This is a genomic window from Streptosporangium sp. G11, from assembly GCF_051192615.1.
GTDB lineage: Bacteria > Actinomycetota > Actinomycetes > Streptosporangiales > Streptosporangiaceae > Streptosporangium.
In genome coordinates this window covers 1-15,307 of record NZ_JBPJUQ010000123.1, presented here as the reverse complement: position 1 = coordinate 15,307, position 15,307 = coordinate 1, and the positions used below count along the sequence as shown (strand labels likewise).

16 protein-coding genes and 1 pseudogene are annotated in these 15,307 nt (G+C 64.5%); 3 read left to right on the top strand and 14 right to left on the bottom strand.

Annotated elements, in window-relative coordinates; translation table 11 throughout:
• From ACSDR0_RS46175 to ACSDR0_RS46155, 5 genes are all read right to left on the bottom strand, one after another.
• Positions 1-272: transposase (locus ACSDR0_RS46175; protein ID WP_435295334.1), on the bottom strand; the 272-nt coding region annotated here is incomplete at its 3' end.
• Between the two features lie 291 nt (positions 273-563).
• On the bottom strand, positions 564-1,052 hold the full coding sequence (locus ACSDR0_RS46170) for a VOC family protein (protein ID WP_435295333.1): 489 nt from the start codon (positions 1,050-1,052) through the stop codon (positions 564-566).
• A gap of 67 nt (positions 1,053-1,119) precedes the next feature.
• Positions 1,120-2,073 (bottom strand): helix-turn-helix transcriptional regulator, encoded by a 954-nt coding sequence (locus ACSDR0_RS46165; RefSeq protein WP_435295332.1) that lies wholly within the window; start codon positions 2,071-2,073, stop codon positions 1,120-1,122.
• A gap of 193 nt (positions 2,074-2,266) precedes the next feature.
• Positions 2,267-2,449 (bottom strand): hypothetical protein, encoded by a 183-nt coding sequence (locus ACSDR0_RS46160; protein ID WP_435295331.1) that lies wholly within the window; start codon positions 2,447-2,449, stop codon positions 2,267-2,269.
• Between the two features lie 349 nt (positions 2,450-2,798).
• Complete coding sequence (locus ACSDR0_RS46155; protein ID WP_435295330.1) at positions 2,799-3,107, bottom strand: hypothetical protein; 309 nt, start codon at positions 3,105-3,107, stop codon at positions 2,799-2,801.
• A gap of 675 nt (positions 3,108-3,782) precedes the next feature.
• On the opposite strand from ACSDR0_RS46155, the gene ACSDR0_RS46150 reads away from it, so the two are divergent.
• Positions 3,783-4,154 (top strand): hypothetical protein, encoded by a 372-nt coding sequence (locus ACSDR0_RS46150; protein ID WP_435295329.1) that lies wholly within the window; start codon positions 3,783-3,785, stop codon positions 4,152-4,154.
• 165 nt (positions 4,155-4,319) lie between these two features.
• Here ACSDR0_RS46150 and ACSDR0_RS46145 read toward each other — a convergent pair whose 3' ends face one another.
• From ACSDR0_RS46145 to ACSDR0_RS46130, 4 genes are all read right to left on the bottom strand, one after another.
• Entirely contained in the window at positions 4,320-4,706 is a 387-nt protein-coding gene (locus ACSDR0_RS46145; protein WP_435295335.1) for an MFS transporter, read from the bottom strand.
• A gap of 76 nt (positions 4,707-4,782) precedes the next feature.
• Positions 4,783-5,232 carry a hypothetical protein gene (locus ACSDR0_RS46140; RefSeq protein WP_435295328.1) on the bottom strand — a complete coding sequence of 150 codons (450 nt, stop codon included), beginning with the start codon at positions 5,230-5,232 and terminating at the stop codon, positions 4,783-4,785.
• A 98-nt stretch (positions 5,233-5,330) separates the two neighbouring features.
• A complete protein-coding gene (locus tag ACSDR0_RS46135) occupies positions 5,331-5,699 on the bottom strand; it encodes a hypothetical protein (RefSeq protein WP_435295327.1) in 369 nt (122 codons plus the stop codon).
• Positions 5,700-6,366: 667 nt separating this feature from the next.
• Positions 6,367-9,552 carry an AfsR/SARP family transcriptional regulator gene (locus ACSDR0_RS46130; protein WP_435295326.1) on the bottom strand — a complete coding sequence of 1,062 codons (3,186 nt, stop codon included), beginning with the start codon at positions 9,550-9,552 and terminating at the stop codon, positions 6,367-6,369.
• A 329-nt stretch (positions 9,553-9,881) separates the two neighbouring features.
• Here ACSDR0_RS46130 and ACSDR0_RS46125 point away from each other — a divergent pair, with 329 nt between their 5' ends.
• On the top strand, positions 9,882-10,271 hold the full coding sequence (locus ACSDR0_RS46125) for a hypothetical protein (protein WP_435295325.1): 390 nt from the start codon (positions 9,882-9,884) through the stop codon (positions 10,269-10,271).
• An 85-nt stretch (positions 10,272-10,356) separates the two neighbouring features.
• Here ACSDR0_RS46125 and ACSDR0_RS46120 read toward each other — a convergent pair whose 3' ends face one another.
• From ACSDR0_RS46120 to ACSDR0_RS46100, 5 genes and pseudogenes are all read right to left on the bottom strand, one after another.
• Positions 10,357-10,860, bottom strand: coding sequence for a MauE/DoxX family redox-associated membrane protein (locus ACSDR0_RS46120; protein ID WP_435295324.1), 504 nt, complete (start codon positions 10,858-10,860; stop codon positions 10,357-10,359).
• Positions 10,861-10,894: 34 nt separating this feature from the next.
• Positions 10,895-11,332, bottom strand: a complete 438-nt coding sequence (locus tag ACSDR0_RS46115; protein ID WP_435295323.1) for a S26 family signal peptidase — start codon at positions 11,330-11,332, stop codon at positions 10,895-10,897.
• 16 nt (positions 11,333-11,348) lie between these two features.
• Positions 11,349-12,974: an ABC transporter ATP-binding protein gene (locus ACSDR0_RS46110; protein WP_435295322.1), complete on the bottom strand. Its 1,626-nt coding sequence runs from the start codon at positions 12,972-12,974 to the stop codon at positions 11,349-11,351.
• A gap of 169 nt (positions 12,975-13,143) precedes the next feature.
• Entirely contained in the window at positions 13,144-13,671 is a 528-nt protein-coding gene (locus ACSDR0_RS46105; protein WP_435295321.1) for a hypothetical protein, read from the bottom strand.
• Positions 13,672-14,272: 601 nt separating this feature from the next.
• Positions 14,273-14,575: pseudogene (locus ACSDR0_RS46100) on the bottom strand (hypothetical protein); the annotation flags it as partial.
• Positions 14,576-15,103: 528 nt separating this feature from the next.
• On the opposite strand from ACSDR0_RS46100, the gene ACSDR0_RS46095 reads away from it, so the two are divergent.
• On the top strand, positions 15,104-15,307 hold a 204-nt coding region (locus ACSDR0_RS46095; RefSeq protein ID WP_435295320.1), incomplete at its 3' end, for a helix-turn-helix domain-containing protein.

Genomic DNA, 15,307 nt, shown 5'->3' with positions numbered 1-15,307 from the left:
GTCTCCCGCGTGAAGAAAACCGCGGCCTTACGCAAGATCTCCTTCTCCTCCCGGAGAAGCTTGACCTCGCGGCGCAGCCTGGCCAGCTCGTCTTTTTCGGCACTGGTCAGGCCATCGGCGCGGCGGCCATCATCAAGGTCGGCCTGGCGCGCCCAGACACGGATCGACTGCGCAGAGGGCTCGAACTCCTTGGCGAGCTCCTCCGGCGATCGTCCCGCGCGCACCAGCTCCACCATCTGCCGACGAAACTCCGACGGATAGTTGTCCGGCACAGTGAACTCCTTCTTCTGGGAACCAGGGTTCCTCAGAGATCAGGTGTCCACCAAACCGGGTTAACTCCACCGGCACCGACTCCTATCGGCTCGCCCAAACTCAAGCCCAGCGCACCCCTTGACCAAGACGACCACCGCTACGTCCTACCGGCGACAACGCCTGCCTGCATGGCCGCCGCTGTGCCACTCATCCCCCGCACTTCTCTCGAGCGGGGATCGACAGCGCGGAGGGGAGAGCCAGGTGAAGATTGTGGACCACAGCGGTGCGGCGTACTTCCGGGTCGCTCGAGGTCAGCTCCGGGGGAAGATCTCGGTCTCGGGGCGCTGCATGTACTCCATCGCCGCGGTGAACTCCGGGTCGCCGAAGCGTCGCTCCATCTCCTCGGGCGTCACGTCCTCGATGTGGGTCTGGATCCACCACACGTTGCCGAACGGGTCGCGCACCCGCCCGACCAGGTCGCCGAACGCCAGGTGGGTGACCTCCGAGATGGAGACGCCTCCCGCCTCGACCGCCTGGCGGTGCACTGCGCGGGCGTCCTCGACATACAGCCGGAGGAACGCGGGCGTCGCGGGCCAACTCGGGTCGCCGTCGAACAGCATCACGATCGCGTCGCCGATGCGGACCTCCGCGTGCCCGATCACCCCGCGGGCGTCGATCACTCGGCCCAGTTCCTCGGCGCCGAACGCCTTCCGGATGTAGTCGATGACCGCGGCCGTGTCGCGGGAGATGATCCACGGCGTGACGGTCGTGTAGCCCTCGGGGATCGCCTTGACAGACATCTGGGGTGCCTCCTTGCGTGCCGGAATGTGCCACCGACACTAGGCCTCGTGTAGGTCAGTTTCTGACCTACACGGCACGAAGCGTCCTGGCCGCCATCTCGCGCAGGTAGTCGACCAGCTCGGGCGGCTCGTGCACCTCGAACTCGCACCCCAGCATGACCAGTCGGAATGCCAGCCACTCCAGGGTGTCGCTCTGCCCGGACAGTCGGCAGGTGTCAGCGTCGATCGGCTCCAACTCGCCCGCGGCGTCGCCGAGGCGGGCCGCCACCCGCTCGGCCGGGGCGTGCAGGGTGGCGACGGCGCGGAAGGTGGGCGCCGTCGAGTACAGCCTGGCCGTGACGAAGGCTGCGGCGTCCTCGGCGGGCGGCGTCCTCGGCGGCACCCGCACTCCGGTCGGGCGGGGCTCGCTCACGCGGTCCACGCGAAAGATCCGCCAGTCGTCCTTGTCGTTGTCGAAGGCCACCAGGTACCAGCGCCTGCCCACGGTGACCAGGCGGTACGGCTCAACCAGCCGCCTGCTCGCGGTGCCGTCGCCCGCCTCGTAGGCGAAGCGCAGCTGCTCGTGGCCGGCCGCGGCCCCGGCGATCGCGGTGAGGATCTCCGGGGCGATGTCCGGCCCGGAGAAAGGATGGGGAGCCTCGGTCGCGGCGTTCAGCGCGCCGACCCGGTGCCGCAGACGGGACGGCAACACCTGCTGGAGCTTGGCCATCGCGCGGACCGACGCCTGGTCGATGCCCGCGACGGGGTGCCTGGCCACCGTACGCAGGCCGACGGCGATGGCCACGGCCTCCTCGTCATCGAGTAGCAGCGGCGGCATGGCGGTGCCCGCCACCAGGCGATAGCCGCCCTCGCCACCCATCGTCGCGCGTACCGGATAGCCGAGATCGCGCAGCCGCTCGACGTCGCGGCGGATGGTGCGCTGGCTGACCTCCAGACGCGCCGCGAGTTCGCTGCCCGGCCAGTCGCGCGGAGCCTGGAGCAGGGACAGCAGGTTCAGCAGTCGTGCCGAGGTGCCGGACATGTCACCAAGAATGCCAGGAGGCCAGCGCGCTACGACCGGCATGACGAACGCAACGCGGCGCACCATGACCGCCGAGACCCCTCTGCCACCGGCGACCCCCACAACCCAGGCCAGTGGAATCATGCCTCAGATGCGATGAGACGCAACAACCAGCCCCTGCCCACCGTTCTGATCACCCAAGTGGGGCCAATACCTACGCCAGATCAAGCCCGCCACGATCGTCAACTGGGGCCGCAATCCGCGCCAAGGTGGGGCCATCCAACGCGCCAGGAATCAACCAGGCGATGCATTCGAGGAAGTCGATGTGTTCGCACCGGCTCAGCCCTGCGAGATCGGTTCCATCGAGCAACAACGTGAGGCGGTCCTGCGGTTTCATGGGCTGCGTCGGCAGCCGCGCTGAGGCGAGAAGGCGGTTAAGCAGTGATCGTGGAGTTCAGTGGATCCGTCGGTCGCGACCAGCACCGCCCACGCGCCAACGCCACCATGTGAACAATCTCAGACAAGAGCATCACCAACCACGGCAGGCCACGCGGAAAGCACACCTCTGACAGAGTCCTGTGGGCCGGCTCGGTCCGTCGTACCGGGAGTGTTTTTCATCCTGGGTGGCGGTCGTCTTCAACGCCCTGAAGGAGAAGGGGCGCCTGGGCGATCTCGGTCGCGCGGCGCGGGCAGCAACGCAGGCGAACCGCCACCGGCGGCGTCCCGGGTATCCACAACTGTCCGAATTATTTCTCTGAGATCACCTCACTGTCGAGGCGAATAATCATTGGTATCCAATCCTTGCGGAAAGAGCCGCTGCTGTTCTTGATGGCCGGGGCGATCAGCGCATTCCTGTCGAAGCCATTCGTATAACACACTCTGATCTTGGTTGGCGTTACCCTCGTCCGAGTGTGGTTCCTGAAGTAGCCCACCACCCGCACGGCTGCCGGGTTTCGGAACGCATATATGTTGAAGCTTTCATGAAATCCGGTGCCGGCGCCGACTTGAGCGCAGGTCTTAATCCGGACCACCTTGACGTCGGGAGGCACGGCCATCGCGGGTTCGGAAAGGAACGGCCGGTCACCTTCCAGGTCACCGGCTCGCGGCAGGCTTGCTTGAGCCCGTCGTAGGACCAGGTGCGGGTTCAGTCGAGATTAGGTTCCACTCGTTGATCCAGGCGCGGGCCCGACCATGTCCGTGCCGTTATCACCTGGTGCGCAGGACCCGGCGGAATCCAGGCGCCCATATGCCGGCCATATTCTCTGGATATACCAAGGTCGTATAGAGTTTTGTCGGCGCAAAACTCGAAAAACGCCTGGAAGGAAAGGAATTTCAATGACCGGCAAGCGGAAGAGGATCGCAGGCGTTGTGTCCGTTCTCGGCGTTTCGGCTGGCGTCGTTGTCGGGGCAGCGCCGAGATGCGGATGTGCGAGGGCCACGTTCTCGGCGCCCGCGCAGCCGGCCGGCTCCACCTTCACCCGGCTCGACGCTCACTCTTCGGCTTGACCGCGTTCCTCAAAAGTATCTTCTGACCGGTCAGATGATCATCTGTCCAGGAATGCCTTGCATGATGAAGGAGAACCAGTGCGACCCCTCACGCGACTCCGGCTTCCCATGATCGGAGTGGCTCTCACCGCCACCCTCGGAGCCGGGCTGCTCATGGCGCCCACTGCGCACGCCGCGCCCGACCAAAAACCAGCTACGTCAAGCGAATCAGGCCGGTCCAGTCCGTGACCACCTATGTCGCGATCAAGGACCACCGTGGCCGGAAGTACCCGATCAAGGTGACCACCACCTGGGCCTACAAGTCCCCCAGGTCCGCGCAGCTGCGGTCCATCGTGATTCGCGAGAACGGCTTCCCCAGGGGCGGATGCATCTTTCCGGACCTTTACTTCGCGAACGCGAACGACTGGGAGGCCCAGCGGGGTAGATACGGCAAGATCTGCGACGGCGACTCCAAGGCATATTCGGTCATGAGGACGGTCAGAGTACGCAGCGGCAGCAACCTCGGGCAGCTCTGGATCCGGACTCCCAACCCGAGTCACCCTGGCTGTTGCGGAGCGCGGCAGTACACCATCCAGTACAACATCGCGAGGCGCTGAGCTCACTCCTCAGCCGACCTTTTCCGAGTACGGCGAGAGCCCGATCGGGAGCAACGGCATGGTCAGAGCACCGGAGAGCAGCAGCCCTCCGGTGCTCCCGGCCAGCTCGATCAGCGGCCCGCCCACAGCCGGCGTCGAGCCGGTCGTCCAGAGCGTGACGACCTGCTACTGCTCCTCCGGCTCGACACACGGCTGCAGGAAGCTGTGGGCGACGGGCGTGAACGGCGCCCACACCAGGCCGCCCAGGCCGCACACGATCATCGCCGAGGTGAGGTCGCCGACGTAGGCGAGGGCGATCGGGCACAGCGCCCACAGCCCGATGATCGCGATCAGCACGTGCCGCTGCGGCAGGTCGCGTAACCGGTTGACCAGCGAGGCGCCGATGAACGCGCCCACACCCAGCGCGCCCCACAGCAGGCCGAGCGCCGACGCGTCGGCGCCCAGCGTCCCGCGCACGTACAGGGGGAGCGCCACCTCTATCGGCATGTAGAAGAAGTTGAAGAAGAACACCACGACCAGCAGTCGCGCGGCGACCGGCCGGCGACGCGGGATCCGTCACCCCGGCTTACCGGCCTTCGGGCGGCGCAACGTGTCGCGGCCCTCAGCGCAACGTCAACGAGTGGGTCGGTCAGTGGAACTCGTCCGAGGATCTGCAGGTCATGAGCGCGTCCAGGCTCAGGCCCCCGCTCAGCACGTCTTCCACATACCCACATCCTGCTATGTAGTCACCTCGGCTGGCGGTCGCGGCAAAGACCGCTCCGGAGAACAACTGCCTGCCGGTGGGATTGGAAATCCGTGGATGGACGCTACACCTGGTGGCGTTGTTACAGATCTTCGTCTTGCGCACGGTTCTCAACGGGATGTTGTGGCGGTTGACGTCTGCCGAGACGATGATGCGGTTCTGGACCCGGTTGCATACGACAACGTACGAGGCGACGACGGCGGAGCCGCTCGTGGAGATGCCGGAGACCTGTCCGCGGCAGTTGTCGCGGTTGGCGGCCTGTGCCGGCAGCGCTCCGACGAGCAAGGATCCTGCGGCGACCGTTGCCACGAGGGCGACCCTTATGCATTTGTTCATGGAAAACCCTTTGCGATCGGGGGGACGTGCGAGATGTCGCCCCCTGGTGAATCGAGACGAGAACCGCGATTGATGGTGTAGAGGGCCCTGTCTGAGCGTCAGGTCCCGAATTGGAACGTCCCGCGCAGGACGGTGCCTCGCCCGCTCCAGTAGCTCTCGTAATCGGCCCGGTAGGTGACGTCTTCGAAAGCGGTGAGTACCTCACAGGTGGCGCCCGGGTGCCGGATGTTGTCATCTCTGATGACAATGGGCCTTCCGATCACATCCGGACGGGTCAGGGTCACCTCCACCCAGGCCGTCCCTGTGGTGTCATCCGCTCGGACGCACAACTCATTGGTGGGGTCGGCGTAGCGGACGATCCCGTCTCCGACATCCCGTTGAAAGCTCGCCGCCAAGGCCGGTTGTGCGAGGATGACGCTCGCCATCGCGGCAGCGACGCCGACGGTGACCGTTTTGAGCGGGTTCATCGTTCCTCCTTCTCTCGGACGGAGGTCAGCCCTCCGGAGCGCCTGGCATTAGGGGGTGAAATATGGCCTCTAAAAAGGATTCGTCATGCTCGAATCTCTCTGACGCGAGCGATCCTCGGGCCGGGGCTCACTGGAGTGATCGTTGCACGCGTCGGTAGCACCGTGGAATATGCGCGGAATACGGCTGGTTACCCGGCTTTACTTGGCTGAACGGGGGCAGCGTTTTCACCTGATGACGCTGCGGACCTTGGCTCCTTGTCGAGCAGCCTGCCTTCGGCGTGCGCGCCGATCACGACCTGCGGGCGCAGACCAGGTTTCCCTTTCGGCGCGTGCCGCTGCCCCGGTCGGGAGAGGAGGAAGGCCGGTTCCTGCTGCGGCCGGCGTAATGGCGGCACGCCGAGGGAATCCCTCGCCGATGCTTCTTCCGCACCCGTCCCGACCCAGAGAGCGTGAACGAGCGCCTCGCCAAGTCCGCGACGGCGTGGACCCAAGACTCGCGAGAAGTGGCACAAGCCGATGTATCTCGACTTCGACAGCCGACTGCTGGTGCAGGATTCGTCGCGGCTTTGCGCCGGCCCGGCACCGCGCTGGTGACCTTCGACTATGACCGTCGACCGTCTGATGGCGGTCATCCACGGCGACGTGTCGCCGAGAGCCTGGCTGCTCTTCACCCGAGCCGGGAGTCCAGCGTTCTCACGCCATTCTCGTGCGAGATCCCGCGGAACAGTTCACGGGCCTCCTCCCAGACGGCCCTGGCCGTGCGGTGGTCGCCGGCGGCGCCGTGGGCGTCGCCGAGGGCGCGGAGCGTCCGCGCCAGGTAGGGGATCGAGCCGCGGGTTCGCCACACCCGGACCGAGCGTTCGAGGGTGGCGATGGCGGCGGGCAGGTCTCCTTCGGCCAGGTTCAACTGCCCGAGAACGCTGAGCGCGTCGGCGAGATAATGGCCGAAGTTGCCGTCCTCGCTGTAGGCCAGCGTCAGTTCGGCGGTCGCCCTGGCCCGCTCGTCCCCGACCGCGACGAACAGCTTCGAGAGGTAGAGCAGCGAGAACGTCTCCAGATAGCGGTAGCGCAACCGCCGTGCCATTTCCAAGGAGCTTTCCAGCAGTTCCTGGCCGCCCGTGACGTCACCGCAGAACGATTTCGCCGCGCCGAGGAACTGGGTGATCGTCGTGGTGTAGTGAGCATTGCCGAGCGCCTCGGCGACCTTCGTCGCCTGCTCCAGGACCGTGAGCGCCCCCTGAGGGTCGTCCTCGCCGTGGATGATCGCCATCACGTGATAGGCCCGCGCCTGGCCGCCGAGGTAGTCCGCGTCGGCGGCCGTCCGCAGAGCGCGCTCCGCCAGGGCGAGCGCTTGTGCACCACCGTTCCCGTCGGCCGTCATGCTCCAGGCCAGGGTCGCCAAGGCGTCGGCCATTCCGGCCGGATCGTCCAGCATGGTGAACAGGTCGAGGAGCTGCGAAGCGCCGGCCCGCATCCGTGTCATCGCCGGTCCGGGGCCCGCCGGTGAGTTCCAGGTGGTGACCTGCAGGAGGCCGCGCATCAGCACGGCCTCGCCGCGCTTGTCGCCGGTCTCACGGCAGAGGGCGAGCGCCTGCTCGTGCATGCGCTGCCAGCCGTCATACAAGCCGCGCACGTTGAGGTACGTCTCGGTGGACCCCGCGAGGTCCCATGCGAGTTGGGTCAGGCGCGCCTCGCACGCTTGGGCGACCCCCGCCATCAGCGCGGCGTGCTCCGCGCCGAACCAGGCCATCGGGTCGGCCAGCAGCGGGCCGGAAACCGCCGCAGGCAGCCGCCAGCGCGGCGCACAGCTGTGCATGAGTGCGTAACAGGGGCCCTGGACGTGCTCCGCCGCGACCTCCGCCAGCGCCAGCCACGCACCCAGGGCCCGCCCGAGCGCGGCCTGACGCTCGGGTTCGGGATCCTCGCGCTGCGCCCGCTCACGCGCGTACAACCGGATCAGGTCGTGGAACCGATACCTGAGCCTGCCCGTCTCGTCCGTCCCGGTGAGGTTCAGCAGATGAGCGTCGATCAGGGTTTCGATCTCGTGTTCCGCCTGCCGTAACGGCACGTCCAGGAGGGCCGCCACCGCCCAGGGGGCGAAATCGGGTGCGTCGAGCAGTCCGGCTAGCCGGAAGGCCCGCTGCGCACCCGCGGGAAGCGTCCGGTAGCTCATCTCGAATCCCGCGCGGATGTCGAGGTCACCCGCCACAAGTTCGTCCAGCCGGTGCCGTTCCTCCCCGAGGACGCCGGCGAGGTGGGACAGACTCCACTGCCTTCTGCCGAGGAGCCTGGCCGCCGAGATGCGGACCGCCAGCGGGACCCGGCCGCACAAGCGGGTGATCTCCAGAGCCGCGTCCGGGTCGTCCTGGACGCGTTCGTCGCCGACGATCCTTCTCAGTAGGTCCATGGCCTGGGCGGACGGCAGGACGTCGAGTTCCAGCAGGCTCGTACCCTCGAGACCGACCAGCCGGACACGGCCGGTGAGGAGCACGGCCGTGCCGGGGGCCCCGGGCAGGAGCGGCCGTACCTGCTCCTCTCCGGCGACATTGTCGAGCAGGATGAGAATTCTGCGTCCGGCCAGGCAGCTCCGGTAGAACGCCACGCGTTCTTCCAGGGATTCGGGTATGCCGGTGGCGCTGATGCCCAGTGCGAACAGGAACCGGCTGAGCACGTCCTCTGGGCGGGCAGGGTCGGCGGAGGCACCGCGCAGGTCCGCATAGAGCTGGCCGTCGGGAAAGCGACCCGCGATCCGGTGCGCGACGTGCACGGCGAGCGTGGTCTTGCCCAGGCCCCCCAGACCCGCGACGCTGGCCATGGCGACGGTGCCCGGCCGCGGCTTGGTGAGGACCTCGGTGAGCTCTGCCACCTCGCCGTCCCTGCCCGTGAAATCCGCGATGTCCGGCGGCAACTCGGCGGGGGTGGGGGCCGCTTGAGGTTCAGGCATCGGGGCCGTGGCATGGACGGGACGGTCGGCGGACAGGGCACGCATGTGCTCGCTCGGCTCGATGCCCGGTTCGTCCGACAGGCGCGCAGCAGTGTCACGGTAGGCCGGCCTGTACGGGCCCGGCCCCACAGGGGAGCCCGTGATCGTCGCCATGACGCGAGGAACGAGGTCGAGTGAGGGGTCCTGAGTGAGGATTCTCTGATGCATGTCGTGCAGCTCTTCGGCCGGGTCCAGACCGGTCTCCTCGATCAGGGTCTTGCGGGCACGCGTGTATTCGGCGAGCGCGTCCGCCCGCCGGCCACAGCGGTACAGCGCCAGCATCAGCTGCGCGCGCAGCCGCTCCCGCAGTGGGTACTCGTTGGTGAGGGCGGTCAGCTCGCCCAACAGCCCGGCGTGGCGTCCCAGCCTCAGGTCCACGGCGATCCGCGACTGCAGGACCGACAGGCGGACCTCGTCCAGCCGCGCGGCCTCCGCGGCCAGCATCGGGACATCGGTCATGCCGACGAACGCGGGCCCGCGCCAGAGACTCAGCGCCTCGTGCAGGCGGTGGGTCGCTTCCTCCGGCTCACCGGCGGCCTCCACCGCCTGCCCTGAGCCGGCCAGGTTCTCGAACCTCGCCGCATCCAGCTCGTCCTGGACCACCGGCATCAGATAGCCGGAGCCGTGCCGTACGACGCGCGCCGGGTCGCCCAGGTGCCGCCGGAGCCGGTGGACGTAGGTCTGCATGTTCTTGGTGGCGCTCTTCGGAGGGGTGTTCCCCCACAGTGCCACAGCCAGTTGATCTTCCGAAACAGGATTACCCGCTTGGCACAGCAGAACCGCCAACAGCACCCGCGCCTTGGGCGTGCCGAGATCGAGCTGCTCACCCTCTCGCCACACCGTCAGCGGACCTAGTATCCCAAACTTCATCGTGCCCCCTTGACTGGACGCACTGTAAACCTGGACGGCCTGTTTCGGTGATCCACCGGGTGACGAAACCATTGCGAACTCTTCTCGCCCGGGCCGAATCCCAGGGCATGACCAGCCGGTTGCCGAACCGTACTACGGCCTCGTTCCACCAGGTCTGCTACGTAGGTGGCCTGAGCAGAGCGGGAGGTTCACCAGGGGCGTGCGGCTCTCGATACGGCTGGTTCCCGTCGGAGACACCACGCTGGTGATCGTCCCGACCGGAGAGCTCGGCCTCACAACCCGGCCAATCCTGGCCACTTTCCTTGATTCGATCGCCGTGCTGGACACCAGTGCTTTCACCGACCACTGCCCCGCGGCCCTGCCGCCGCGGGAGTCAGGTCACCACGACCGTTTTGGGGTATCCCCGTATCGGGGACCGTCGCGAGTTGAAGCGGGCGACGGAGGATTACTGGGCCGGGCGGGTTGATGCCGCCGGTCTTCGGGACAGGGCCGCGGGTCTGCGGCGAGGGGTGTGGCGGGAGTTGTCGGGGGCGGGGTTGGACGCGGTGCCGTCCAACATCTTCTCTTTGTACGACCACGTGCTGGACACCGTCACCATGGTCGGCGCGGTTCCCGAGCGGTTCGCCGGGGTCGCCGACCCGTACTTCGCGATGGCCCGGGGTGCCGAGGGGGTGGCGCCGCTGGAGATGACCAAGTGGTTCGACACCAACTATCACTAGTTCAACCGCAAAGGCTGCTATTCGCGAGGGAGCGGGTGGCGCAGGCTTGATGCTCTGAGCTGCCAGGACTTCCGGAAAATCAGTCTTAGCCGAAAAGGTATCCGATGTCCTCGATGCGAGAAATCGCGATTGCGATCACCAGCGCAAGGACCAAAGGCAGCACGGAAGAGGTGACAAGACTTCCTCCGGCAGCGCCGACACCTGAGGTTACCAGGAGTATTCCGTTACGCACGAAGTGGACTGTGCTCACGTCTCGGACGCCTCGTCCGAAACAGTTGCACAGAATTCGCCGGCCGGCTCTGACCGAGATGGCCGTCGCCAAGGTAAAAAATAGAAGCACTCCTATAGCGAGAAGCATGCCGAAGAACGCGCTTCTGTCGAAGACGGTGAGGGCAACGATGAAAATTTCACCTACGATGACAGCAAGAGCCAACGATGTGCGTGCGGACTCAGAGAGACGAAGCCCAGTCCATCCGTCCAGCGATTCGGCGAATTCTCTGAATGATTTACGGCCGCGTAGTTTTCCTATGACTGCAATAAGGAAGGCGAAGCAAATGATCCATCGGCACATTATGAAGGCGTGCGACATGATGCCCCTACGAACTTATCCATCTTCACCAATTCTAGATGTCGTTTTCTGACTGTTTGCCGGCCAGTCGCCTGAATGGGATCAATCCACAGATGGTGACCGCCACGACGGCGGAAATCGAGATATAACCTAGTTGCCGCGAGTCGAGGCTGCGTGCTGCGTCCCCACGGACCAGAAATACTTCTGGAGGAACGATTCGATCGGACAGTTCGGGGAAGTCGAGGGGAACTAACTGGCCGGGGACGGCAGCTACACGTTTTACCAGATAGGAATCGCGCCCCCCTGGGCTGCTCTCGGAGCGGAACACGATGAGCGATCCGGTCCGACAGGGCCGACAGCGTGCCCCAACAAGGAGATCGCCGTCAAAAAGGGTAGGTCTCATACTTCCTCCCCTTACCCGTACGACGACCAGTGTTGCGCGCATCACCACTACCAGTGCAAACACTACGCATAGTATGATAATTAGCAGCATGAATTCCTCGAATGGTCTATAACTGGTAGGCCGCAGCCTGTACGCGGAACATCTCGGCGTAAATTCCTCCGGTGGTCATCAGTGTCTCGTGCGTGCCTGCCTCGGAGATACGGCCATCGGCGATAACGGCGATGCGGTCCGCTTCTCGAAGAGCGCCGAGCCGATGTGAGATGAGAACTGATGTACGGCCCTGGCGTTGTTGCAGCATTGCCGTGTTAACACGTTGTTCGGCCAGAGCATCGAGATTGGAACTCGGCTCGTCTAGCAGCAAGAGATCGGCTTCGCAGCGCATCATCGAACGGGCCAGTGTCAGGCGCTGCCCCTGCCCTCCCGAGAGCGTGGTCCCGATCTGTTGATCGCTTTCTTGGAAGAATATGCGACTGACTATGGTGTCGTAACCATTCGAAAGGTCTTCGGCAACCGTGTGAGCACCGGTGATCCGTGCGGCGACTTCGATCCTCGCGCGGTTTCTCAGATCGCTGACGTCTCCTACTCCGATGTTCTCGGCCACGGTGAGATCGTAGATCGTGTAATCCTGAAAAGCCATGGATATTCGTTGCCGCAAGTCGGGTATCGACATCTGTCTGAGGTCGACTCCATCCCATGTGATGCGCCCCTTGTCAGGGTCATAGAACCTGCAGAGCAGCTTGAGCAGGGTGCTCTTGCCGGCGCCGTTGACACCGATGATGGCGAGGGTCTCTCCTGCCGGGATGACGAGGTCGATTCCCTGGAACACCCACGGGCTATTTTCGTCGTAGCGGAACCAGACGTCTTCGAACACGATCCGTTCCCGAAGCGGCTCCGGCGACAGTGTGCCGTTTGGCATATCCGGTGGCAACGCGACGATGGCTGAATAGTGGTCAAAGAGGCGCAGATCTTTACCAGCCCCGGACAGGGTTCTGGCCATGCTGCCCAGGCTGGACTGAATCCCCATGACCGCGAACAGGAAGATCACGACGTCGCCTGGGTTCAACATCCCCGATGCGGCCCTGTAGGTCACGTACACCATTCCCGCAGCCACGGTAACTACTGTCAGGAGGGAGTAGGCACCCTGCGTGATCGTTGTACGTGCTTCCTCCGCGAGCTCTTGGGCGTTAGCCGCTTGGGCGTAGGTTCGCATTCTTTCGTGAAATAGCTCACCAAGCCCGAACAATTTGACCTCTGTAAGCGTCTCTAGACGGGTGAGCAACATCTGGTAGGAGATCCTTCGTCGATGCAGAGCCATCGCCGATTCGACAGTCTTGGCGTTAGATCTGGCCAACGACCTCTGCGACGCCAGCGTGGGTATTCCCGCCATGATCAGCAGCAGCGCCATCGGCCACCAGGTTGCCAGCAGGACACTGGCGAAGCCCCCGATCGTGATCACCGACCGGAGAAGCTCAAGGGAGGAACTCAGCACGCTGCACGGGGCGGCGGGGCCCGCCTGCAGAGCCATATTCAGTTTATTTTGGAACTCTGGATGCTCAAACTTCCGCAATCCATGCAGCCGGATCAGTGCAGCGTGCAAATCACCCTCGGCTGTCAACTCGACAGCTCGCTGGTGAGTACTAGTGACTAGTGAAGAGAAATCGCCAAGTATGCTGCTCACGCCGCTGATGCCGACCACCACCGCCGCCATGAGGGCCAGTTCTCCGGCGCTCACGCCGGACCGCGTACTGCTGAGCCCGTTGACCAGTTCACCTGTGGCCCACGCAGCCGCCACAGGAGTGACACTGAGGAAGACCGTCGTCGAAATCGATGCGAGCCAGAGTAAGGGGGAGGAACGCCATCCGAGTCCAAGGCATATCCATAAAAGCCGCCTGCGCACAGATCTAACTTTCGCTTATGGCCTGCGACGTTCCCGACACCATACGATCGTAGGCCGATGCGATGACGCCGTCCACGACATTCACGATGGCAGGGTAAACAGCTATCTTCATCGCCTTGAGCGCTGGATCCGAAATCACATTGATCAGCGCAACCGCCGCATGGCCAGGAAGTGCCTCAATGACGTTTTTCACCTCGGGGTCGGATGTGGCCCCTGCAATGAAAACAACGAGAGAAGTGCTGTCGCCGGAAAATCGCGCGAGTGCCTCGACGACACCGTGGCAGGAATCACATCCGGGAAGCAGGAAGACCGCCAGCCTGGAACCATGTGCGAACGTCTCCTGAGATATAGTCCTTCCATCGAGCGTCACGGCGCTAAACTCGCCGACCTTCGTTCCTGGCTTGGGCAGGCCGCTAGGAAAGTCGTTCTGCCCGGCCAACTCTATCTCGCGCACACGGCGCACCAGGGCCAACGTGACGACAATGTTAGCGGCCAGAAGTAGGCTAACAACCCACATAAAGAGTATCGACACTGGTTTTCTCCTGGCTCTTAATATTGCATAATCGACGTGGGGTCATGCCCAAAATCCGAATCTAAAGAAACCCGAAACATGACCCCACAACTAAAGCGGCTAATAGTTCAAATCGAGACTAAGAGCAGCTTGCGGGGACGTTGCAGCGTCCGTTGCAGTCCCACAGCAGCCTTCTGAGATAATATACGCCGCCTGAGTTGATGATCTCGCACCCTCTGCACTGTGTTCCTCGTTCCGGAATACAGGCGCCGGCGTCGATGCTCGGTAAAAGAATCGCGACGATATCGGCCCACATGGGGCGGGTGGCCTGTAGTTTGAACATTGAACGCATGGTTCTCCTCTTGTCGAGACGGTCTTTTGGTTAGCGTATGAAAGTTAAGGAAGGAATTGGAAGAGGATCTTCTCTGCTGTGCAGCTTTATCCGCGGGCAGCTGACCTTGCCCGCGCATCGGTGATGCTTGACGGCAGGCTCGTACCCGGCGTGAGCTGCTCGTCGGCGTACATCGAGCGGGCGAGCGCAACATCGTGCGGGTCACCCTCATCATTCACCGCACCTTTGTGGTGACCTGCAGCGGGAATGGCAGACGTTGACCTCGATCTTTCACGATTTTCGTATGGTTGGCTGAGGCATCCGGCTGAGAGTTGATTTCGCTTCCTGGTCAGCATGGTGGCCCGGCTGTCGCGCCGGATGGGTGGGGTTCCACGGGCCCCAGGCTCCTTTCTTGGTTGGTGGGGCGGATTGGTACTGGTCAGGTGGGTGCGCTAAGGCTTGCAGGCGAGTGACCGCGGTGATGATCTGCGGTGCCCAGGGCCAGTGGGCGGCGATGCGCAGCCGTAGCTGTCGGACGCCACGGACCAGGCGCCCGGCGACGGAGAACAAGCGCAGTCTCAGGCGTTTGGGTTCCCAGCGTCTTGCCGTTCACGGCCAGGCCGAGCGGGGGTGTTCTGGCGGGTGTGGTCGTCTCCGGAGGGTGGCCGGCGGCCAACGTGGCCAGATAGGCGCAGGTCGTGGTGTCGAAGGCGTCGCCGTCGAGGTGGGCCAGGAGTCGTCCCAGGGTGGAGGGGGCCAGGCGCATGGTGGCGGGGAGCCCGAGCCGGGGCGTGCAGGTTGAGGTCGTATCCGGCGATGACCGGGGTGATCTTTGCGAGGGAGGTGGCTCCGCCGAGCACGGCGAGCAGGGCGAGCAGGGCGAGGGTGAGGAGCGGGCCGAGCCGGTAGCGGCGTTCGCGGCGGCTGCGCGGGTCGGTATGACGTTGAGGACCTCGGCCAGGGTGGGCAGGTCGGAGATCGGGTCTTCGAGGGGGACGTGCTCCAGGTGGCGGGAGAGCACGTCGATCGGGGATGATGGCACGCGAACGCGGCCCTGTTCTTGATTGTCTGGCTAGTGTCATGCGCCTGAAATTCGCTGCATAAGTTCCTATACTGATTCGTATGTCGCATCCGGGTCCATCGGCGGTGAAGATTCATCTGAGTGAGGCTGAGCGTGCTCGGCTGATCGGTATGTCGGCGGAGCCATCAAGGCTGGCGATCCGGGCGAAGATCGTGCTGGCGTGTGCCAAACCGGGGGCCAGTAACGCGCAGGTGGCACGGGACCTGGGAGCGGCGCTGGCCACGGTACGCAAGTGGCGGGCGGCC

Bases quoted from the DNA above. Each gene is read 5' to 3' on its own strand.
- ACSDR0_RS46170 (WP_435295333.1), bottom strand. From the start codon at position 1,052: ATGTCTGTCAAGGCGATCCCCGAGGGCTACACGACCGTCACGCCGTGG.
- ACSDR0_RS46165 (WP_435295332.1), bottom strand. From the start codon at position 2,073: ATGTCCGGCACCTCGGCACGACTGCTGAACCTGCTGTCCCTGCTCCAG.
- ACSDR0_RS46160 (WP_435295331.1), bottom strand. From the start codon at position 2,449: ATGAAACCGCAGGACCGCCTCACGTTGTTGCTCGATGGAACCGATCTC.
- ACSDR0_RS46155 (WP_435295330.1), bottom strand. From the start codon at position 3,107: ATGGCCGTGCCTCCCGACGTCAAGGTGGTCCGGATTAAGACCTGCGCT.
- ACSDR0_RS46140 (WP_435295328.1), bottom strand. From the start codon at position 5,232: ATGAACAAATGCATAAGGGTCGCCCTCGTGGCAACGGTCGCCGCAGGA.
- ACSDR0_RS46135 (WP_435295327.1), bottom strand. From the start codon at position 5,699: ATGAACCCGCTCAAAACGGTCACCGTCGGCGTCGCTGCCGCGATGGCG.
- ACSDR0_RS46130 (WP_435295326.1), bottom strand. From the start codon at position 9,552: ATGAAGTTTGGGATACTAGGTCCGCTGACGGTGTGGCGAGAGGGTGAG.
- ACSDR0_RS46120 (WP_435295324.1), bottom strand. From the start codon at position 10,860: ATGTCGCACGCCTTCATAATGTGCCGATGGATCATTTGCTTCGCCTTC.
- ACSDR0_RS46115 (WP_435295323.1), bottom strand. From the start codon at position 11,332: ATGCTGCTAATTATCATACTATGCGTAGTGTTTGCACTGGTAGTGGTG.